This is a genomic window from Corallococcus caeni (assembly GCF_036245865.1).
In the GTDB taxonomy this organism is placed as follows: Bacteria; Myxococcota; Myxococcia; order Myxococcales; family Myxococcaceae; genus Corallococcus; species Corallococcus caeni.
Window position 1 is genome coordinate 1 of record NZ_BTTW01000006.1, and the last position, 19,562, is coordinate 19,562.

At 70.2% G+C, this 19,562-nt stretch carries 15 protein-coding genes; 6 read left to right on the plus strand and 9 right to left on the minus strand.

All coding sequences use genetic code 11. The features are described from left to right. From AABA78_RS24305 to AABA78_RS24320, 4 genes are all read right to left on the minus strand, one after another. Nucleotides 1–427 (minus strand): hypothetical protein (locus tag AABA78_RS24305; RefSeq protein ID WP_338266257.1); only part of this gene is annotated, 427 nt, incomplete at its 3' end. A 35-nt stretch (nucleotides 428–462) separates the two neighbouring features. Beyond that, a complete protein-coding gene (locus AABA78_RS24310; RefSeq protein WP_338266259.1) occupies nucleotides 463–720 on the minus strand; it encodes a hypothetical protein in 258 nt (85 codons plus the stop codon). A gap of 264 nt (nucleotides 721–984) precedes the next feature. Then, nucleotides 985–2,097: a hypothetical protein gene (locus AABA78_RS24315; protein WP_338267196.1), complete on the minus strand. Its 1,113-nt coding sequence runs from the start codon at nucleotides 2,095–2,097 to the stop codon at nucleotides 985–987. Beyond that, nucleotides 2,094–3,944: an HSP90 family protein gene (locus AABA78_RS24320; RefSeq protein ID WP_338266260.1), complete on the minus strand. Its 1,851-nt coding sequence runs from the start codon at nucleotides 3,942–3,944 to the stop codon at nucleotides 2,094–2,096. Before AABA78_RS24320 ends, AABA78_RS24315 begins: the two co-directional genes overlap by 4 nt. A 210-nt stretch (nucleotides 3,945–4,154) precedes the next feature. Here AABA78_RS24320 and AABA78_RS24325 point away from each other — a divergent pair, with 210 nt between their 5' ends. Both AABA78_RS24325 and AABA78_RS24330 read left to right on the plus strand, forming a co-directional pair. Beyond that, nucleotides 4,155–5,009 (plus strand): metal-dependent hydrolase, encoded by an 855-nt coding sequence (locus AABA78_RS24325; RefSeq protein WP_338266261.1) that lies wholly within the window; start codon nucleotides 4,155–4,157, stop codon nucleotides 5,007–5,009. A gap of 232 nt (nucleotides 5,010–5,241) precedes the next feature. Then, a complete protein-coding gene (locus tag AABA78_RS24330; RefSeq protein ID WP_338266262.1) occupies nucleotides 5,242–6,600 on the plus strand; it encodes a TerB family tellurite resistance protein in 1,359 nt (452 codons plus the stop codon). Nucleotides 6,601–6,626: 26 nt separating this feature from the next. Here the strand turns inward: AABA78_RS24330 and AABA78_RS24335 are convergent, their stop codons facing one another. Next, nucleotides 6,627–7,997, minus strand: coding sequence for a spondin domain-containing protein (locus AABA78_RS24335; RefSeq protein ID WP_338266264.1), 1,371 nt, complete (start codon nucleotides 7,995–7,997; stop codon nucleotides 6,627–6,629). Nucleotides 7,998–8,385: 388 nt separating this feature from the next. On the opposite strand from AABA78_RS24335, the gene AABA78_RS24340 reads away from it, so the two are divergent. Beyond that, complete coding sequence (locus tag AABA78_RS24340; RefSeq protein WP_338266266.1) at nucleotides 8,386–9,837, plus strand: GNAT family N-acetyltransferase; 1,452 nt, start codon at nucleotides 8,386–8,388, stop codon at nucleotides 9,835–9,837. Beyond that, a complete protein-coding gene (locus tag AABA78_RS24345; RefSeq protein WP_338266268.1) occupies nucleotides 9,810–10,247 on the plus strand; it encodes an ASCH domain-containing protein in 438 nt (145 codons plus the stop codon). The genes AABA78_RS24340 and AABA78_RS24345 overlap by 28 nt, the downstream gene beginning before the upstream one ends. 66 nt (nucleotides 10,248–10,313) lie before the next feature. Here the strand turns inward: AABA78_RS24345 and AABA78_RS24350 are convergent, their stop codons facing one another. The 4 genes from AABA78_RS24350 to AABA78_RS24365 all read right to left on the minus strand — a co-directional run bounded on the left by AABA78_RS24350 (nucleotide 10,314) and on the right by AABA78_RS24365 (nucleotide 15,812). Beyond that, nucleotides 10,314–11,192, minus strand: coding sequence for an aldo/keto reductase (locus tag AABA78_RS24350; protein WP_338266269.1), 879 nt, complete (start codon nucleotides 11,190–11,192; stop codon nucleotides 10,314–10,316). Nucleotides 11,193–11,261: 69 nt separating this feature from the next. Beyond that, nucleotides 11,262–12,041 (minus strand): SDR family NAD(P)-dependent oxidoreductase, encoded by a 780-nt coding sequence (locus AABA78_RS24355; protein ID WP_338266271.1) that lies wholly within the window; start codon nucleotides 12,039–12,041, stop codon nucleotides 11,262–11,264. Between the two features lie 178 nt (nucleotides 12,042–12,219). After that, a complete protein-coding gene (locus AABA78_RS24360; RefSeq protein WP_338266273.1) occupies nucleotides 12,220–14,034 on the minus strand; it encodes an ABC transporter ATP-binding protein in 1,815 nt (604 codons plus the stop codon). Then, nucleotides 14,031–15,812: an ABC transporter ATP-binding protein gene (locus AABA78_RS24365; protein WP_338266275.1), complete on the minus strand. Its 1,782-nt coding sequence runs from the start codon at nucleotides 15,810–15,812 to the stop codon at nucleotides 14,031–14,033. Before AABA78_RS24365 ends, AABA78_RS24360 begins: the two co-directional genes overlap by 4 nt. Before the next feature lie 168 nt (nucleotides 15,813–15,980). On the opposite strand from AABA78_RS24365, the gene AABA78_RS24370 reads away from it, so the two are divergent. Continuing rightward, nucleotides 15,981–17,015, plus strand: coding sequence for an aldo/keto reductase (locus AABA78_RS24370; RefSeq protein WP_338266277.1), 1,035 nt, complete (start codon nucleotides 15,981–15,983; stop codon nucleotides 17,013–17,015). 132 nt (nucleotides 17,016–17,147) lie between these two features. Continuing rightward, complete coding sequence (locus AABA78_RS24375; RefSeq protein ID WP_338266279.1) at nucleotides 17,148–19,502, plus strand: arylsulfatase; 2,355 nt, start codon at nucleotides 17,148–17,150, stop codon at nucleotides 19,500–19,502. The last annotated feature ends 60 nt before the right edge of the window (nucleotides 19,503–19,562 follow it).

The following is a 19,562-nucleotide window of genomic DNA, read 5'->3' on the forward strand; positions in this document are numbered from 1 at the left end:
AGCGGCGCAGCGTCAGGGCGCCGGTGGCGCTGCCCAGCTGCACGTCGGTCTCCACGAGGATGCTCTCACCCGTGGCGGCGTTGACGGGGTCTCCCGCCGTCGGCAGGCGCTCGCCTTCGGGGCCGCACCTGCAGAGGCCGTCCTCACAGGGCTGGGGCGGGGCGGCGCAAGCCCAGGTGCTGCGGCAGCAGGTAGCGCCATTGTTGGGGGCGCCCGGGGCGGGGTTGACGGGGTTGCAGAACGGGTCGTTCGAGCAATCCGTATAGTCATTGCAGCGGATGGAGCCGTCACAGGTGCACTGCACCTGCTTGCCATCCTCGCAATGGGTGATGAGGTTGTTGACGCACGAGTCCTGGGCAAGAGCGACGCCGGGCAGACACACCAGCACCGCGGCCAGCAGGGCCAGAGGCTTGAAGGAGGGTGACATGAATTGAGGAATTCCTGAGAGAAGCCAGGTGGAAGTCAGCGGTTGATTTCGGGAGCCCGAGGAGCAGCGGCGGCGGCCTTCCAGGTGGAAGGCGGCACGCACAGGCGCTCCGGGGTGGTGGGCAGCAGTTGCTGGCAACGCCAGTCGGTGGGGCAGTCCGTGGGCTTCTGGCAGGTGCGGCTGCAGAAGTAGCCCGCTTCCGCGCGGGCGGCGCCGCCCGGTGCGGCGTGCAGGCACAGCCCAGAGGCGCAATCCGAGTGCGAGCCCTGGGTGCAATCCTCACCCAAAGCCATGAGCCCCGTCCCATTCCCCTGGGGCCGGTGCTCGGTCAGGACAGGAGGCGATGCAGCGGGTGCGGTTTCACGCGGCGTCCCGCTCTCGCTACACCCTGCCATCGCCAGCAGGCCCAGAATCCCCCAGAAACGACTTCCCCCAACGCACACCTTCATGTCGGACTTCTCCTATTCCCGAAGTCCTAAACATGATCCTCTCAATCGTTGTCAAGTAGACAGCTTGCTTGGATGCAATTCGTTGCGTCTGGAAGTTGTCCCGCAGGATCAATCCAGCGGGAACAGCCGCGCTTCCTTCGCCAGCACCTCATTGCGCGCCAGCAGTCCCGTGAACCGCTTCGTCCCGTTCCTCGCGTCGAACCGTGCCGCGATGTCGCGCGCCTGGGAATCCAGCCAGTCCTTCAGCGCTCCGGTCCCGTAGCCCCCGTCCACCGCGTGCAGCGGGAACGCTCGGGGCAGTCGCAGACTCACTTCGTCCCGGCTGTCCGCCACCACCTGGCCCAGCAGGAAGGACGACGCCGCGTAGAAGGTGAACCGGTCCCGGTGGCTGGCGTGCTCCAGCGCCCAGCCCAGGTGCTTCTCCAGCAGGGTCAGTCCTCGCGACAGGTTGCCGGTCAGCGCCAGGAACTCCAGGTGCTCTCCCACCGTGGAGAGGAACTCGCGGTTCTTCGCCACCATCGCGTAGCCGCGCAGGTGGCAATCCCTGGCTTCCTTCATCCGCTCCAGCTTGAAGAGCGGATACAGCAGCGTGCCCAGCGTCAGGTGCGGGATCTCCGCGCAGGACTGACGCCCGTCCAGGATGGGCTTCGCCTTCTGGATGGCCTGCTCCCACTCGCCCTTGTCCACGTGGTGGTCCAGCTCGTCGTCCAGCTCGCAGACGCGGCAGTCCGTCAGGTGGTCGCGTGGCGCGACCAGCCACGCCTCCCACAGGCGCTCCGCCTCCGCCGTGTCCCCCATGTCCCGGGCCATCTGGTAGCGCAGCTTCAGCGCCGCCCGCCTGCCCGCGTCCAGCTTCGAGAAGCTCTGGTCCACGTCATCCAGCGCGTCGGAAATCTGCTTGCGGCTGATGTGCGGGAACTCGTCCAGCCGCCCCACCACCCACTTCTGCTTCCAGAGCATGTCCTCCGGGTCGAACCGCTGCGGGTCCTTCTTCTGCTGCCCCCGGCACCACGCGAACGCCACCAGCGCCTTGTCCGGATAGCCCCCGAACGTCGCCGCGTCGATGAGCGCGTCCCGCAGCTCGTACCCCAGCGGCACGTCGCCGTGCACGTCCACCAGCCGCACCGCCTCCTCCAGCGCGCGCACCTTCGCGTCGCCCTCGGGCAGCTCGCCCGCCTGCGCGCGCAACGCCTCCACCTGCTGACGCCAGTCCCCCATCAGTGCATCCCCCGCGAGCCACCGCCCGACGAACCACCCCCGCCGCCCTCATCCAGCCTCGCCGAGATGAGCCCCAGCAGCCCGTGGTTGAGCAGCGCCATCTCCTGCGCGTTCAGCGGGTGCTGTCCCAACAGCAGCGCCTGCACGTAGAGCATCTCCACCGACAGCTTCAGCAGCTCGCGCGACTCCACCGCCGCCAGCCTCCGCACCACCGGGTTGTGCAGGTTGAGGCAGAGCAGCGCCCGCTCCTGGCCGCCCGTGCCCGCCATCACCCCGTCCAGCACGCCCGCGTACAGGTCGTCCGACTCCTCCCGTGCCCGCTCCGCGTCCCGCCGGAACGCCCCTTCCGCATCCGAGCTGTAGAGCGTGGGCACCTCCGCCGGGAAGAACTTCTTCACCTCCACGGCGCAGCGGAACGGCGCCAGCACGCCTTCCGCCAGACGCAGCAGCGGGTAGACGGCTTCGCGCTCGTCCAGCGTCAGCTCCTCGAAGCTCTGGGGCAGGTCCGCCGCCGAGAACGGCGCCACCTGCGCCTCCGGCACCACGTGCGGCAGCTTCTCCAGGAGCGCCGTGTCGTGCGTGTACGCCGCGTTCAGCACGCACAGCCCCTGCGCCCCGGCCACCCGCGCCACCTGCCGGAACGCGTCCAGCGTCGGCGTGTAGCGCACTACCGGCCACGACCGCCGGTAGTCCGCCAGCGTCATCACCCCGAGCGACGTCTCGAAGGGCAGCCAGTGGATGACCAGCCGGTAGAAGTCATCGTCGTCCAGCGCCAGCCCCTTCACCGACAGCCCATGCAACGCAATCAGCCGCTGCAGCGCCTTGGGCTCCTCGCGCGCCAGGTCCATGAGGTACTGGCGCAGGGACTGCCCCAGCGCCTCGCGCGCCTTCGCCAGCACCGCGTCCTCGTAGAAGGACTCGCGGCTCGCGGTGGGCCTCAGCCCGTTCGCGTTCACCACGCACTTCACGAAGAACGCCCACTCCGGCAGCAGGTTCTCCGCGCTCTCCGACAGGAGCATCTGCTTCAGGTACACGCGGTGCTTCTGTCTGGCATTGAAGTGCGGCGACGCCGGCAACACATACGCCACGCCGTCCACGTCCCCTGCCTCCGAGCGCAGCGGAATCACATCCAGGAAGTCCGTGCCGAACACCTCGCGCCCGTACGCGAGCAGCGCCCGCCGCCGGTCCCCGGGCGTCTCGTAGAGGCGGCGCCAGGGCGGGCCGTCCGGGTTGAGCGTCTCCGTCTTCCCGTCCACCGTGAGCCGCACGGGGAAGGGCAGGAGGCCGCCGTAGTGCTTCGCCAGCTGCCGCACGCGCTCCGGGGTGAACCACTCCACCATGTCCGGCCGGGCCACCAGGTAGACGTGCGTGCCGGGGGCGTCCAGCGGGTGCTCGGAAACGCGGACGTCGTAGGTGCCGTCGTGCCGGCCCCGCCACTCCAGCGTCCGCCCGTCCCCCTTCGCCGAGCGCGTCACCACCAGCAGCTCGTCGCACACCATGAAGCACGACAGGAGGCCGATGCCGAACTGGCCGATGAAGTCGTTGCGGCGCGCCTCCAGCTGCTCGCGCTTGGAGGATTCTCCAATCGTGGCCAGGAAGCGGTGGATCTCCTCCTCCGTCAGCCCCACGCCCTCGTCGGTGAAGAGCAGGGTGGGCGGCCCGCCGTCCTGCTTCTCCCGCAGCTCCAGCCCCACGGCGCCCGTCGCCTGGGGCTCCAGCTGCTGGCGGGCGCGGATGGCGTCCGTGGCGTTCTGGAGCAGCTCCCGCACGTAGACCCCGGGCGAGCTGTACAGGTGGTGGGACAGGAGGTCGATGACCCCACGGAGGCTGACTTGGAATCGATGGTCCACGTGGCCATCGAGCGTAGCGCGCTGCTTCCTCCTCGGGGCCACAATCCCCCGCCGTGGGTGGATGAAGGCATGTGTCCTTCCCATGGCAGCCGGACACGCCAGCCCCCTTCCGCCTCCCTGGCGGGGTGGTATGTCGCGCCCCGGCCGTGCGGCGCCCCTGGGCGGCACGGTGGCATGTCGTCTTTTTCCTCCCTCCTGGAGCGGACAACGATGGGCAACAATCTGAAGGCAGTGGTGGTGGGCGCGGTGCTGGGCGTCGCGGGCGCGGCCTTCGCGCAGGCCACGCCGGCGTCCCCCAAGGCCGACGCGAAGGCGGCGGCCAAGGCCCCCGCGGCCGGCAAGCCGGCGGCCACGACGGGCAAGACGGAGGTGACGTGGTGGGGCCACGCCGCCTTCGTGGTGAAGACGCCGGGCGGCGCGACCATCGCCATCGACCCGTGGCTCACCAACCCCAAGGCCCCGCAGGGCGCCACCTGGCCGGAGGCGGTGGACGCCATCCTCGTGACCCACGGCCACTTCGACCACGTGGGCGAGACGAAGGCCCTGGCCCAGAAGACCAACGCCAAGGTGTACGGCTGCTTCGAGCTGGTGTCGCTGCTGGGCCTGCCGGAGGCGCAGGCCATGGGCGCCAACGTGGGCGGGACGTTCACGGTGAAGGACGCCACCATCCACCTGGTGGAGGCGGTGCACTCCAGCAGCTACCAGGCGGACCCGAAGGCCGCGTCGCAGTACGCCGGCGCGCCCCTGGGCTTCGTCATCGAAATCGCCAACGGCCCCACGCTCTACCACGCCGGTGACACCGGGGCCTTCCAGTCCATGGCCCTCATCGCGGAGCAGTTCAAGCCCACCGTGGCCATGCTCCCCATCGGCGGCCACTTCACCATGGACCCCGCGCAGGCCGCCGCCGCCGTGAAGCTGCTGAAGGTGAAGTCCGTGGTGCCCATGCACTACGGCACCTTCCCCGCCCTGGCCGGGACCCCGGACGCGCTCACCACGGAGCTGAAGAAGACCCGGTCCACCGCCAAGGTGGTCTCCCTGGAGCCCGGCAAGGCCACCGCGCTGTAAGGCCTTCCCGGTGGGTCGTCCCCGCGCGCTCGTCCGCCCCGGGTGGACGGGCGCGCTGTTTTTCCACGAGCCATCAGCATCCGTTGCGCAACGCCACCGCTGGCCTGGGGCCGGGTGGCATCCCGGAAGCGACTGGGTTATTCCCCGCTTCGTGCGCTTGTCGGCGGGAACCGGCCGCGCGCGTTCGAGGGGTGTACCGGTGTCGGTGCTGGTTTTTGGAAGGGGGACCTGGTTGGCCACGCTCCTGGCGGACGTGGTCGCCGCGCATGCCCAGGCCCCCACGCCCGTCCCGTCGCCCCCGCTCCAGGAGGCCTCCTCCGGCCGCGCCCGGGGCCGCGCCTTCCTGCGCCGCACGCTGCGGGCCTCGGGGCTCGTCTACGGCACCCCCGTGCCGCTGCCGTCGCCGGTGGATGGCGGTGAGCCCGCGGACCTCCCGGCGCGCGCCGTGGAGGACGAGCTGTTCCACGCCGTGGTGCGCACGCTGGCGCGCATGGCGCTGGACCTGGCTCGGGTGATGGACGCGCCGGAGGGCCCCCGGGTGGAGCAGCTGCTGGTGCTCTTCGCGGTGCTGGCGGGCGAGCTGGACCTGGCGGTGGCGCTGGACGCGCGGCTCGCCGCGGGGCTGCCGGTGCCCCGGCGGATGGTGGGCCGGGTGGAGGACGCGCTCGACAAGCGGGCGCCGTCGCTGGCGGGCGACCCCGTGTACGGCCTGGTGCTGCACAACGGCGCGCAGTACGCGGACGCGCAGCTGTTCTGCCGGCAGGCCATCGACCTGTTCGCCAGCGGGCGGCTGTCGCGCGCGGGGGCGGAGCGGCGGCGGGACTTCGCGGCGCGGCAGAAGGCGCTGCTGGTGGACGTGCTCACCGCGCTCGCGTGCGTGGACCGGGAGCCCAGCCAGCCCGCGCGCCGCGCCATCCTCCGGCAGGTGGAGGGCCTGAAGCTGCCGCACGCGCTGGAGGGCGAGGTGAAGGCCGCGGTGCGCCAGTCCTTCGAGCGAAAGCGCGACGTGCGGGACGTGGTGCGCCGCGTGCGCAGCGTGGACATGCGCCACCTGCTCCTGGAGCAGGCGCTGCTGGCGGCGCTGGTGGACGGCCGTCGCACGCGGCGGGAGCGGGCCTTCATCGACACGCTGGCGGGCGCGCTGCACGTGCCCCAGGCGGAGCTGCGGCGTCTGGAATTGGAGATGGCGGAGTTCTACGCGCGGCACCGCTCGCTGGTGGATGTCTTCACCGTGTCGGACGCGGCGGGCGCCATGGGCGAGGAGCTCATGGGCGGCATGCAGGAGACGCTGGAGAAGAACTTCCACCGGCTCATGCAGGAGGCGCGCGAGACGGGTGACCTGGCGGTGCTGCTCACCAAGGCGGCGCGGCGCCAGAAGCTCACCGCCGACGAGCGCCAGCGCATGCGCGCCCAGCTCATCGACGTGGCGAAGGCCATCCCCGCGCTGGCCATCTTCGCCGCGCCGGGCGGCATCCTGCTCCTGGCGGCGCTGGCGAAGGTGCTGCCCTTCAGCCTGCTGCCCAGCGCCTTCCAGGACGGGCCCGCGGTGGACTCCGACGACGAGGACACCCTGGAGCGCGAGGCGGTCTGAAGCCCCGCCCCCCGCGTCCGGCGTGTCTAGTTCGCCTCGGAGACGGTGACGCGCAGGTGCTGGGACAGCGGCGTGGCGTAGCGCGACGCGGGCACCCGGCGCACGGTCCTGTCCGTGTCCAGGCTCCACTCGGGGGGACCCTGGTGCGGGCCCACGGCGGGCTCCTCGTCCAGCTCCGTGCCCACGTCCCACAGGTACACCCTGGACGTGATGTCGCCCGCCAGCGGGGTGTTGGCGCTGTCGAAGAGGGCGATGCCCTGCTCGTCGGTGCCGAAGACCCAGTCGTTGGACTGGCCGAACATCGTCGCGAAGGACAGCCGCTCCGACGGGCGGGCGGTCACGGTGAACTCGTAGGCGTGGCCCGGCAGCAGGGGCCCGGGCGCGGCCGCGTCCACCGGCGTGTTGAAGGTGCCTGACGCGCTCACACCCATGGGCGGAGTCGTGGAGAGGGCGCTGGCCAGGCGCGAGGTGTCGCCCATCTCCGCGAGGGCCTCCAGGCCCTGTCCCCGGTCCTGGGCGCCTTCCGTGAACAGCGGCGCGGTGGTGTTGTGCACGGCGAAGACGCCCGGGGACAGGGGCGTGGCCACGCCGTTCAGCGGCGTGAGCCAGGTGTGCAGCGCGATGACGTCGCCGCCCTCCGCGATGGCCTCCAGCCCCTGGCCCCGGTCGGGCTGGCCCTCGGTGAAGAGGGGCTCGCTGCCCGCCGTCACGGTCCACACTCCCGGCGAGATGCGCACGGGCTTGATGCCCTCGGAGGTGTTGAGGGTGACGCGGTCGTCGGAGACGTTCTCGATGCGCACGGTGAAGCGGTGCGTGGCCGCGTCGTGGGCCAGCTGCACGCGGATCATCGACGTGAGGTCCGGCATGGCGAACGTCTGGCCGCTGCTGAGCACGGGCCGCGTGCCCACGCGCCGCACCATGGCGTTGGAGTCCTTGCTGCCCGGGCCATCCGTGGACGCGCTCTGCTTCGGGCCGGTGTGCGCGCCCACGGCGGGCTCCTCGTCCACCTCCGTGCCCGCGTCCCAGAGGACCACGTGCGAGGTGATGTCCCCTGTCAGCGGCTGTCCGTCGGAGGAGTAGAGCGGGATGCCCTGGGGCTCGGTGCCGAAGAACCAGTCATTGGACTGGCCGAACATGGTGGCGAAGGAGAGCCGGTGGTTGAGGCCCGCGGTGAAGCTGAACTCGTAGGTGTCGCCCGGGGCCAGCGGGCCCGGTGACGTGCCGCTCACCTTCGTGTCGAACCGGCCGGACTTGAGCTGCTGGAAGGGGGCCACGTTCTCGATGCGCACGCGGAAGCGCCGGGAGGACTGCTCGGCGTCGTCGGAGCCGCAGGCGGACAGCGTGAGCAGACCGAGCGCGGCACAGGCGACGCTTCCACGGAAGGAGCGGATGGACATGGCGAAAGCCTCCAGGGGCCTCGCGGAATCGCGACGCCCGACAATGTTGCTCGCACTACGCAGGGGCGCTGGCGGCGGTTACACCCGGTGCGTGAAAGGGATTTCCCCCGAGGAGGGCCGGGGCAGGTGATGCCCCCGGAACGCGTTGAACAGGCGAGAGGGTTTGCCCTGTGCATCCGGGGCCCGGGCTCTGGCGTGCACGTGAGCCGTGTCACTGTATGATTTGAGAGCGAGTGGACCGCCCGCGCCCGAGTCCCTGACCCAGGGGCGGCTCCAGGAGGAGTTGGTGACGCTCCTCCTGCGCTACGTGAAGCGGAAGTGACGGGTGTCAGACCTGTGAGTAGCCTTCACGCCTCATGACAGCAGTGAGGGGGATGTCACGAAGCTCTTGATCGATACGAATGTCTTGATTCCGCTGGAGCCCACCTCGCCCGGTCAGGTCGAGGAGTTGATGGAGCCCGCGACCCGGTTGGTGAGAGCCATTGAAGAGGCTGGCCATCAGCTCTTCATTCATCCGGCCATGAAAATGGATGTCGAGCGGGATCGCGACGAAGGTCGCCGCGAGCTTCGCGAGTTGCTGCTCGGCAAGTACCTCCCGCTGCCCGCGCCGCCTCCTGTCCCCAGCAGCTGGGACGAGGTCCTGGGCAGCCCGGAACTCCACTCCAACGATTGGGTGGACCACCAATTGCTCGCGGCCGTGCGCTCCAATGCCGTGGGCGTCCTGGTAACGGAAGACCTGCGCATCCACCGGAAGGCGAAGCGCGTCGGGTTGAAGGAGCGCGTCGCCACGGTCAGCGAAGCCCTCGCGATGTTGCAGAGCCTGCGGGACCAGTTCGCCCGGCCTCCCCCCGCGGTGGAGTTCACGTTCGCCCATGACATGGATGCGGAAGCCCCATTCTTCGACAGCCTCCGGGCGGACTACCCGCCGTTCTCGGAGTGGTTCCGCAAGTGCCAGATGGAGCACCGCCGGTGCTGGGTGGTGCGGGGGCACGGCCGTCATCTGGCGGCGCTGTGCCTCATCAAGGAGGAAGAGGGCGTCATGACGCTGAAAGGGCGCACGCTGAAGCTCTGTACGTTCAAGGTCGCGCCCGAGCATCAGGGACGACGCCTGGGCGAGCTTCTGCTCAAGAGTGTTTTCGAGCACGTTGCGAAGAACGGTCACGCGTTCGTCTACGTGACGGCTTATGAGCGCCAGGGCGCGCTGATTGCCGTGTTCGAGGACTTCGGCTTCCAGGTGGAGGGGCGTACCGAATCAGGCGAACTCGTCCTCGTGAAACGGATGAAGACAGTGGACACGACCGAAGTCCTGACGCCGCTCGACTTCCATGTGCGCCATGGGCCGCCCGCGATGAAGTTTGACGTGCCGTCCTTCATCATCCCCATCGAGCCCCGGTTTCATCACCTGCTCTTCCCGGACGCGGACTCGCAATTGTCGCTGGAACCAGGCCTCCATCCCTTCGGCAATGGCCTGCGGAAGGCGTACCTGTGCCGGGCGTTGACCCGGCAGATAGAGCCCGGTGCGTCCCTGCTCTTCTACCTGAGCCATTCCCAGAAGGCCGTGACGGTCGTAGGCGTCGCCGAGCAGACGCTGGTGTCCACCGATGTCGATGAACTCGCTGCCACGGTGGGGAAACGGACGGTCTTCTCCCTTCGCGACATGCAGGCGCTGTGCTCGAATGGCGAGGTGCTCGCCATCCTCTTCCGACAAGCGGCCATCCTGAAGACGCCGATTCCTCTCGGTGACCTCTGTCGTCATGGAGTGCTCAACGGCCCTCCGCAGTCCATCACCACCGTGCAGCAGGGAGGTCGTGAATGGCTTCGCCAACGGCTCGGGCTGTAGTCCTGCTGCCCATCCAGCCCCGGTATGCGACGCCCATTCTGGAAGGGCTCAAGCGCGTCGAGTTCCGAAAGCGTGCCTTCCGGCGGGAGGTCTCGCACGTCGTCGTCTACTCCTCCAGCCCGGTGAAGCAGGTCGTCGGCTTCTTCGACATCCAGGGCATCGACGAGGCTCCTCCCGAACAGCTCTGGCGCCGCTACTCGCGGGTGGGGGCCATCCTGAAGGAGGACTACGACCGGTACTTCTCGCGATGTGACGGAGGCGTCGCGATCCAGGTGGGAAAGGTGCACGTCTTCGCGAAGCCCTTCCCGCTGGGAGACATCTCTCCGGAGCTACGGGCGCCCCAGAGCTATGCCTATCTGAGCTCGCACGCCTTCACGAAGATTCGTGGCCGGCGGACGCTCGCCACCTGATGGACCGCGAGCACCCCGTCCGCCCGCGGGCCGGTGGGGTGCTTCAAGCGAAGCGAGGGTGTCGCCTCAGCGGCCCGTCGCCTGCGCATCCACGGCGGCCAGTTCGTCCTTCGTGAGCTTGACCTCCGCGCCCGCGAGGTTCTCCTCCAGGTGCTTCACGGAGGACGTGCCGGGGATGGGCAGCATCACCGGCGAGCGCGCCAGCAGCCAGGAGAGGGCGATCTGCGCGGGCGTCGCGTCGTGCTTCTTCGCCACGGAGTCGAGCGTGCTCCCCGGCTTCGCCAGGCCGCCCGTCGCCAGCGGGAACCACGGGATGAAGCCCAGGTTCTCCTTCTCGCAGTAGTCCAGCACCTTCTCGTGCACGCGGTCGGTCAGGTTGTAGCGGTTCTGCACCGACACGATGTCCACCACCTTGCGCGCCCGCTGGATTTCCTCCACCGACACCTCCGACAGGCCGATGTGGCGGATCTTCCCTTCCTTCTGCAGCGCCTTCAGCTCGCCCAGCGACTCCTCCACCGGGACCTTCGGGTCGATGCGGTGCAACTGGTACAGGTCGATGCGCTCCAGCTTCAGCCGGCGCAGCGACATCTCCAGCTCCTGGCGCAGGTACTTGGGCGCGCCCACCGGGTGCCACTCATTGGGGCCCGTGCGCACCAGGCCCGCCTTGGTCGCCACCACCACGCCCTTGGCGTAGGGGTGCAGGGCCTCCGCGATGATCTCCTCGCTGACGTAGGGGCCGTAGGAGTCCGCCGTGTCGATGAAGTCCACGCCCAGCTCCAGCGCGCGGCGCAACACGCGCACCGCCTCCGCCCGGTCCTTGGGCGGGCCCCAGATGCCGGGGCCGGTGAGCTGCATGGCGCCATAGCCCAGCCGGTGGACGGGCAGGTCCCCGCCCAGCTTGAAGGTGCCGCTCTTCTCCGCGGGTCGCGTCGAGGTTCCGCTCATGAGTGCTTCCTCCGTGCAGGTGAATGCCCCAATGGATGCATGTGCAGGAAATGCGTTTCCCCCGCGAGGTCAGGACGCCCGGTAGCGTCCGGCCAGGGTGTGGGTGGCTCCACGCAGCAGGCCGACCTCGGCCTTCTCCAGGGCCGCGAGGGCCTCCGCGGCCTCCAGCCCGGGGACGCAGACCGTCTCGCCACGCTCCAGCGCGACGAGCGACGCGGTGACCACGTCCTCCGGCGACATGGTGCCGGGATAGCCGCCGTTGAATTCGGTGAAGGTCATGCCCGGGCAGACGACCTGGGCCTTCACGGGCGTGCCGCGCAGTTCGCCCGCGAGCGTGCGGGTGAAGTGGACGAGGAATGCCTTCGCGCCCGCGTAGGTGGCCCGGTGGGGCAGGGGGCCCGGCGGCAACGCGCCGGAGAAGGCGAGCAGGGAGGCGACGTTGATGACCGCGCCCTTCCCGCGCGCCAGCATGCCGGGCAGCGCCGCGCGCGTGGCCAGCATGGGCGCCATCATGTGCAGGTTCGCCAGCCCCTCCAGGGCCGCGGGCTCCACCTGCGCGAACGGGCCGTAGCCGCCCACGCCCGCGTTGTTGATGAGCAGGGTGAGGTCGTCGCCCGCCGCGCGCCCGGCCACCCGCTGGAGGTCCGCGTGCACCGTGAGGTCCGCCCGCAGCACCTCCGCGCGGACGCCATGCACCGCCGTCAGCTCCGCCGACAGCGCCTTCAGCCGCTCCTCCCGCCGCGCGACGAGGACGAGGTCATACCCGAGCGCCGCCAGCCGCCGCGCATACACCGCGCCAATTCCCGCGGACGTGCCCGTCACCAACGCTGTCCCTCGACTGCCTGCCATGCCTGCTCCTTGAAAAGTGAAGAGGGTGCGCGCCGGGGCCCGTCGCGATGAATGCTGGAGATGGGGACTGCCAACGCGAAGCGCACGCCGCCGGGGCCGCACCCTCGGCCGCTGGGTAACGAAGGGCCGCCGGCCGTGCAAGCGGGATGCAGGCAGGCGCCACTCCGGCGGCGCTCCTTCAGCCCAGGGCCTTGGCCGTCGTCTCCGGCGTGTCCCGGAACTGCTGGTGGTACAGCTCCGCGTAGAGCCCGCCCTTCGCGAGCAGCTCCGCGTGGTTGCCGCGTTCGACGACGGCGCCGTGCTCCAGCACCAGGATGAGGTCCGCGTGGCGGATGGTGTTGAGCCGGTGCGCGATGACGATGCTCGTGCGGCCCGACAGCAGCTGCCCCAGCGCCTGCTGGATGAGCGCCTCCGTGCGCGTGTCGATGTTCGCCGTCGCCTCGTCGAGGATGAGCACCCGCGGATTGGCGATGACCGCTCGCGCGAACGCGAGCAGCTGCCGCTGCCCCTGGCTGAGCGTCGCGCCCCCTTCGCCCAGCACCGTGTCGTAGCCCTGCGGCAGCCGGGTGATGAAGTCGTGCGCGTGCACCGCCTTCGCCGCCGCCTCCACCTCCTCGCGGGTGGCGTCCTGCTTCCCGTAGGCGATGTTGTCCGCCACCTTCCCGCTGAAGAGGAACGGCTCCTGGAGCACCATGGCCATCTGCCGGCGCAGGCTGCCGCGCGACACCTGGCGCACGTCATGTCCGTCCAGCAGCACCGCGCCCCCCGTCGCGTCGTAGAAGCGCGGCACCAGGCTGGCCACCGTCGTCTTGCCCGCGCCCGTGCGTCCCACCAGCGCCAATGTCTGACCGGGCTTCAGGTGGAAGGACACGTCGCGCAGCACGGGCCGCGCGGGGTCGTACCCGAAGGACACTCCCTCGAACGCCACCTCGCCCTTCAGCGGTCCCAGCTCCACCGCCCCGGGCACGTCCGGCGGCTCCGTCGCCTCGTCGAGGATGGTGTAGATGCGCTCCGCCCCCGCCAGCGCGGACTGCATCAGCGCGGCCACGGACGCGGCCAGTTGCACCGGCCGGAAGAACTGCTGCACGTAGATGAGGAACGCCGCCACGCCGCCCACCGTGAGGTGCCCGTCCAGCGCCAGCGCGCCGCCGTAGCCAATCACCAGCGCGGTGGACAGCGTGGAGAGCAGGTCGATGGCCGGCGAGAACGCGGACGTGATGCCCACCGCCGCCACGTTCGCGTCGCGGTTGGCCGCGTTGCGGTCGCGGAAGCGCTCGATGTTCTTCTCCGTGCGGTTGAACGCCTGCGCCTGCCGCACGCCGCCAATCTCCTCCTGGAGGTTCGCCGTCACGTCGCCCACCGTCTGCCGCGTCTTGCGGTAGGCGTTGCGCGCCCGCGACGCGAAGAACCAGGTGGTGAGCACGATGGCGGGGATGAGCGAGAAGCACGCCAGCGCCAGCCGCGCGTTGAGCGCGAACATCGCGACGAGCACGCCCACCAGCCCCAGCATCGACCCCAGCAGCTGCGTCAGCCCCTGCGCGAAGAGCTGGTTGAGCGTGTCCACGTCGCTGAGCAGGCGGCTCATCAGGTCGCCCAGCGGGCGGCGGTCGAACCACGACAGCGGCAGCCGCTGGAGCCGCTCGAAGAGGCGCTGGCGCAGGTCCGACAGCACGTACTGCCCCGCGTAGCCCACCCGCCACGTCTGCGCCTGCTGCGACAGCGTGCCCACGACGTAGACGCCGAGCAGCAGCCCCAGCGTCTTCAGGAGCCCCCAACCGTCCCCCGCGCCGATGTCGCGGTCGATGGCGCGGCTCATCAGGTACGGCCCCAGGGCCTGGCACGCCGCGCCCACCAGGATGAAGCCCCACGCCGTGGCGAGCATGCGCGCGTGCGGGCGCAGCTCTCCCAGGAGCCTGCGCAGCACCTTGCCGCGCTGCTTCGCACGGCCGGCCTCCAGCTCCGCCATGGCCTCGATGCTTCCCGGCCGCCTCATGCCACCTCCCCTTCGCGCGGGGGTAGCAGCTGCGAGCCGAGGATGTCGTTGTAAAGCTCGCTGGTGGCCCGCAGCTCCTCGTGGCGCCCCTTGGCGGCGATGCGCCCCTCGTCCAGCACCAGGATGAGGTCCGCGTCCCGCACGGTGCTGATGCGCTGGGCGATGACCAGCGCCGTCCTGCGCTTGTCCCGCATCAGCGCGTCCAGCGCGCCCTGGATGGCGGTCTCCGTGCGCGCGTCCACCGCGGACGTGCTGTCATCCAGGATGAGCAGGCGCGGGTCGGTGAGCAGCGCCCGCGCGATGGCCAGCCGCTGCCGCTGTCCGCCGGAGAGCCCCACGCCGCGCTCACCCACCACCGTGTCGTAGCCCTGGGGCAGCTCGCGGATGAACTCCGCCGCCTGGGCCGCCTCGGCCGCGGCCTCCACCTGGGCCTGCGTGGCCTCCGGGCGCCCGTAGGCGATGTTGTCCCGCACCGTGCCGGAGAACAGCAGCGCGTCCTGGAGCACCACGCCCAGCTGCGAGCGCAGGCTGGCGAGCGTCACGTCCCGCACGTCATGCCCGTCCAGCAGCACCGCGCCCCCGGTGACGTCGTAGAAGCGCGGCAGCAGGTTGATGAGCGTGCTCTTGCCGGAGCCGGTGGTGCCCAGCACCGCCACCAGCTGCCCGGGCTCCAGCGTCACGCTCACGCCGCGCAGGATTTCACGGTCACTGCCCGCGTAGCGGAAGCGCACGTCGCGCAGCTCGATGCGGCCCTGCAACGGGGGCAGCGGAAATGCGCCCGGGCGGTCCGCCACCTCCACCGCCGTGTCCAGCAATTCGAAGACGCGCTGCGCGGACGCGCCCGCTCGCGACATGCTGGCCGCGAAGAAGCCCAGCGTCATCAGGGGCATCAGCAGGAAGGCCAGGTAGCTGTTGAAGGCCACCAGCTCTCCCAGCGTCAGCTTCTGGTGGAAGATGCGCCAGCCGCCCACGCCCACCACCATCAGCGTGCCCAGGTTGGCGCAGAAGGTGACGAAGGGGAAGTTGCCCGCCAGCGCGTCCACCACCCGCAGGTTCTTCTCCTTCAGCGCCGCGTTGGTCTTCCCGTAGCGCTCCAGCTCCCGCGCCTCGCCGGAGAAGGCTCGCACCACGCGCAGCCCGCGCAGGTCCTCCTGCAGCGTGGTGTTGAGCACGCCCAGCAGCGCCTGCAGCTGGCCGAACAGCGGCCGCATCCGCCCCATGAACCGGCGCAGCACCCACAGGATGGGCGGCACGGAGCTCAGCGCCGCCAGCGCCAGCACCGGATCCAGGTACAGCAGCAGCCCCGCGCAGCCCACCAGCATCGCCGCCGCGGCGGCGAACTGCACGACGCCGCTGCCCACGAAGGTGCGCACCGCCTCCACGTCGCTGGTCAGCCGCGTGAGCAGCTGCCCCGTCTGCGCCTGGTCGTAGTAGCTGAAGGACAGCCGCTGGATGCGCGCGAAGAGCGCGTCGCGCAGGTCGAACGCCACGCCCTGCGAGGCGCGCTCCGCCAGGTAGCCCTGCAGGAAGTTGAACAGGCCGCGCCCCAGCGCGATGGCGACCAGCCCTCCCACCGCCAGCCACACGGGCCGCGCCTCTCCGCGCGCGAGCCCCTGGTCGATGGCGATGCGGATCATCTGCGGCGCGCCCAGGTTCGCCACGGAGACGAGCAGCAGCGACAGCAGGGCCCCCAACGCCTCCAGGCGGTAGCGGCGCAGATAGCGCAGCGCCCGCAGGACGGGGGGACGGCCGGATGCGGGTGGCGCGGACGTGCTCACGTGGGACCTGGACCCCTGCCTTCCCGTCCGGGGAGGCGCGCGCATGATGGGCGCGCGTCCGTCCCGCTTCAAGCACGACGCACGTCGCGAAACGACGGTTGCGCGCCGCGCCACGGGCCGTTACCTGGGCCGCCTTTGCTTCCTCCGGTTCGTCACGAGGTGAACGTCATGGAATACAGGCAGCTGGGTGGTTCTGGCTTCAAGGTCCCCGTCCTCAGTCTGGGCACGGGCACGTTCGGCGGCTCGGGGGAGTTCTTCAAGGGCTTCGGCTCCAGCGACGTGAAGGAGGCCACGCGGCTGGTGGACATCGCGCTGGACGCGGGCGTGAACATGTTCGACTCCGCGGACGGGTACTCCGCCGGGCTCGCGGAGGAGATCCTCGGCAAGGCGCTGGAGGGGCGGCGCGACAAGGCCATCATCTCCACCAAGGCCACGTTCCGCGCGGGCCCGGGGCCCAACGACGTGGGCTCCTCGCGCTTCCACCTCACGCGCGCCGTGGAGGCCGCGCTGCGCCGGCTGAAGACGGACTACATCGACCTGTTCCAGCTCCACGCCTTCGACGCGGTGACGCCGGTGGAGGAGGTGCTCAACACGCTGGACGGCTTCGTGCGCGCGGGGAAGATCCGCTACATCGGCTGCTCCAACTTCTCCGGCTGGCACCTGATGAAGTCGCTGGCCGTGTCGGAGCGCTACAACCTGGCGCGCTACGTGGCCCACCAGGCCTACTACTCGCTCGTGGGCCGCGACTACGAGTGGGAGCTGATGCCGCTCGCGCAGGACCAGAAGGTGGGCGCGGTGGTGTGGAGCCCGCTGGGCTGGGGACGGCTGACGGGCAAGCTGCGCCGGGGCGCGCCGAAGCCGGAGTTGAGCCGCCTGAACAACCCCGCCACCGCGGCCGGCGGCCCGCAGGTGCCGGAGGAGTACCTCTTCAAGGTCGTGGACGCGCTGGACGCCGTGGCGCAGGAGACCGGGAAGACGGTGCCGCAGGTGGCGCTCAACTGGGTGCTCCAGCGGCCCACGGTGTCCAACGTCATCATCGGCGCGCGCACGGAGGAGCAGCTGCGCCAGAACCTGGGCGCCGTCGGCTGGAACCTCACGCCCGCGCAGGTGGCCACGCTGGACGCCGCCAGCACGGTGCCCTGGCCGTACCCGTACTTCCACCAGCGCCAGTTCCACGAGCGCAACCCGTTCCCGGTGACGTGAGCGGGGTGTGAAGAGGGAGGCGGCCGGGGCCTGTGAGCGCCCGGCTCCGTCCGGAGGGCAGGTTCATTGTCCTCCCGGGCGATGCACCTCACGCAAGAGAACACTTCGCTCCGCGTGGAGGCGCGCTCGCTCATGTCCCTCAAGGAATACAAGCCCGGCAGTCCCTTCCCTGGCGTCATCGGCCGCACGTGGGAGCAGTCGTCTCCCGCGTGGCCTTCCCCCCTGCGCTCGAAGCCGGGCGCGCCCAACGTCCTGTTCATCATCCTGGATGACACGGGCTTCGGACACCTGGGGTGCTACGGCTCGCCCATCCGCACGCCGAACCTGGACCGGCTGGCGAAGGGCGGGCTGCTCTACAACAACATGCACACCACCGCGCTGTGCTCGCCCACGCGCTCGTGTGTCCTCACCGGCCGCAACCACCACTCCAACGGGATGGGCACCATCACCGAAACGTCGCTGGGCTACCCCGGCTACAACGGCACCATCCCCTTCGAGAACGGCTTCCTCTCCGAGATGCTGCTGGGTGCGGGCTACAACACCTATGCGCTGGGCAAGTGGCACCTGACCCCCGCGGAGCAGATGAGCGCCGCCGGGCCGTACTCGCGCTGGCCGCTGGGCCGCGGCTTCGAGCGCTTCTATGGCTTCCTGGGCGGGGACACGCACCAGTACTACCCGGACCTCATCCACGACAACCACACCATCCGGCCGCCCGGCACGCCCGAGCAGGGCTACCACCTCACCCCGGACCTGGTGGACCGGGCCATCGACTGCATCGCGGACACCAAGCAGGTCGCGCCCGACAAGCCCTTCTTCCTCTACTTCGCCACGGGCGCCATGCACGCCCCCCACCACGTCCCCCGCGAGTGGGCGGACGGCTACGCGGGTCAGTTCGACGACGGCTGGGACGCCTACCGCCAGCGCGTGTTCCAGAAGCAGCTGGAGCTGGGCGTGCTCCCGAAGGGCACCCAGCTGTCCCGGCACGACCCGGACGTGCAGGACTGGGACTCGCTGCCGCCGGAGGAGAAGCGCCTCTACGCGCGGATGATGGAGGTGTTCGCGGGCTTCCTGGAGCACACGGACCACCACATCGGGCGGCTGCTCCAGTTCCTGGAGGACACGGGCGAACTGGACAACACGCTCATCATGGTGCTGTCCGACAACGGGGCCAGCGCGGAGGGCGGGCCGCACGGCTCCGTGAACGAGCTGAAGTTCTTCAACAACGCGCCGGAGTCGCTGGAGCAGAACCTGGCGGCGATGGACGACCTGGGCGGGCCGAAGTACTTCAACCACTACCCGTGGGGCTGGGCCTGGGCGGGGGACACGCCGTTCCGCCGCTGGAAGCGGGAGACGTACCGCGGCGGCACCACCGACCCGTTCCTCGTCCACTGGCCCCGGGGCATCCAGGCGAAGGGCGAGGTGCGCACGCAGTACGCGCACGCCATCGACATGGTGCCCACGGTGCTGGACTGCCTGGGCCTGGAGCCGCCCCTGGAGATCCGCGGCGTCACCCAGTCACCCATTGAAGGCGTCAGCTTCCGGCACACGTTCAACGACGGGAGCGTCGAAAGCCGCCACCGCACGCAGTACTTCGAGATGTTCAGCTCGCGCGCCATCTACCACGACGGCTGGCGCGCGGTGTGCCCGTTCCCCGGCCCGTCCTTCACGGAGGCCGGAGAGGCGTTCGGCCAGTCGCTGCTCGACGAGGCCCGGCTGCGCGAGCTGGATGCGCACGGCTGGGAGCTGTACCACGTGGCGGAAGACTGCTCCGAGACGAAGAACGTGGCGGAGGAGCACCGGGGCAAGCTCATCGAGATGATCGCCCTCTGGTACGCGGAGGCCGGGCGCTACCAGGTGTTCCCGCTGGCGTCGCCCACGCTCACCGTGTTCGCCATGGAGCGCCCGCAGCTCACGAGGGACCGCACGCGCTACGTGTACCGGCCGCACACGTCACCCGCGCCGGAGACCGCGGCGGTGCACGTGCTCAACCGGCCGCACACCATCACCGCCGACGCGGAGGTGAAGCCCGACACGGAGGGCGTGCTGCTGTGCCACGGCGGCCTCACCGGCGGCTACACGCTCTTCATCCAGGACCGCAAGCTGCACTACGTCTACAACTACGTCGGCGAGCGGGAGTTCCACATCGAGTCGGCGGTGGACGTGCCGGAGGGGCGCTCGGAGCTGAAGTTCGAGTTCGAGCCCACCGGCGCGGCACAGCCGGCCACGGGGAAGGGCACCCCGGGGCGCGGCAGGCTCTACATCAACGGGGACCTGGTGGCGCAGAGCACCATTGACGACACCATGCCGGTCATCCTCAGCCTGGGGGAGGGGCTCACGTGCGGCCGGGACGAGCAATCGGCCGTGAGCCAGCGCTACGCCGCGCCCTTCGAGTTCACCGGCATGCTCCACCAGGTGACCGTGGACGTCGCCGGGGAGCACGTGCGTGACACCCAGGCCGAACAGAAGGAGGCCCTGGCGAAGCAGTGAAACGAAGAAGGCCCGGACGGGAGCGCGAAGGCTCCCATCCGGGCCTGAAGGCTTCAGCGG

What these genes read in the sequence shown, in the direction of transcription:
- AABA78_RS24355 (WP_338266271.1), bottom strand. Translation starts at nt 12,041, where the DNA reads ATGGCAGGCAGTCGAGGGACAGCGTTGGTGACGGGCACGTCCGCGGGA.
- AABA78_RS24325 (WP_338266261.1), top strand. Translation starts at nt 4,155, where the DNA reads ATGGGCAACAATCTGAAGGCAGTGGTGGTGGGCGCGGTGCTGGGCGTC.
- AABA78_RS24360 (WP_338266273.1), bottom strand. Translation starts at nt 14,034, where the DNA reads ATGAGGCGGCCGGGAAGCATCGAGGCCATGGCGGAGCTGGAGGCCGGC.
- AABA78_RS24345 (WP_338266268.1), top strand. Translation starts at nt 9,810, where the DNA reads ATGGCTTCGCCAACGGCTCGGGCTGTAGTCCTGCTGCCCATCCAGCCC.
- AABA78_RS24370 (WP_338266277.1), top strand. Translation starts at nt 15,981, where the DNA reads ATGGAATACAGGCAGCTGGGTGGTTCTGGCTTCAAGGTCCCCGTCCTC.
- AABA78_RS24310 (WP_338266259.1), bottom strand. Translation starts at nt 720, where the DNA reads ATGGCTTTGGGTGAGGATTGCACCCAGGGCTCGCACTCGGATTGCGCC.
- AABA78_RS24335 (WP_338266264.1), bottom strand. Translation starts at nt 7,997, where the DNA reads ATGTCCATCCGCTCCTTCCGTGGAAGCGTCGCCTGTGCCGCGCTCGGT.
- AABA78_RS24375 (WP_338266279.1), top strand. Translation starts at nt 17,148, where the DNA reads ATGTCCCTCAAGGAATACAAGCCCGGCAGTCCCTTCCCTGGCGTCATC.
- AABA78_RS24350 (WP_338266269.1), bottom strand. Translation starts at nt 11,192, where the DNA reads ATGAGCGGAACCTCGACGCGACCCGCGGAGAAGAGCGGCACCTTCAAG.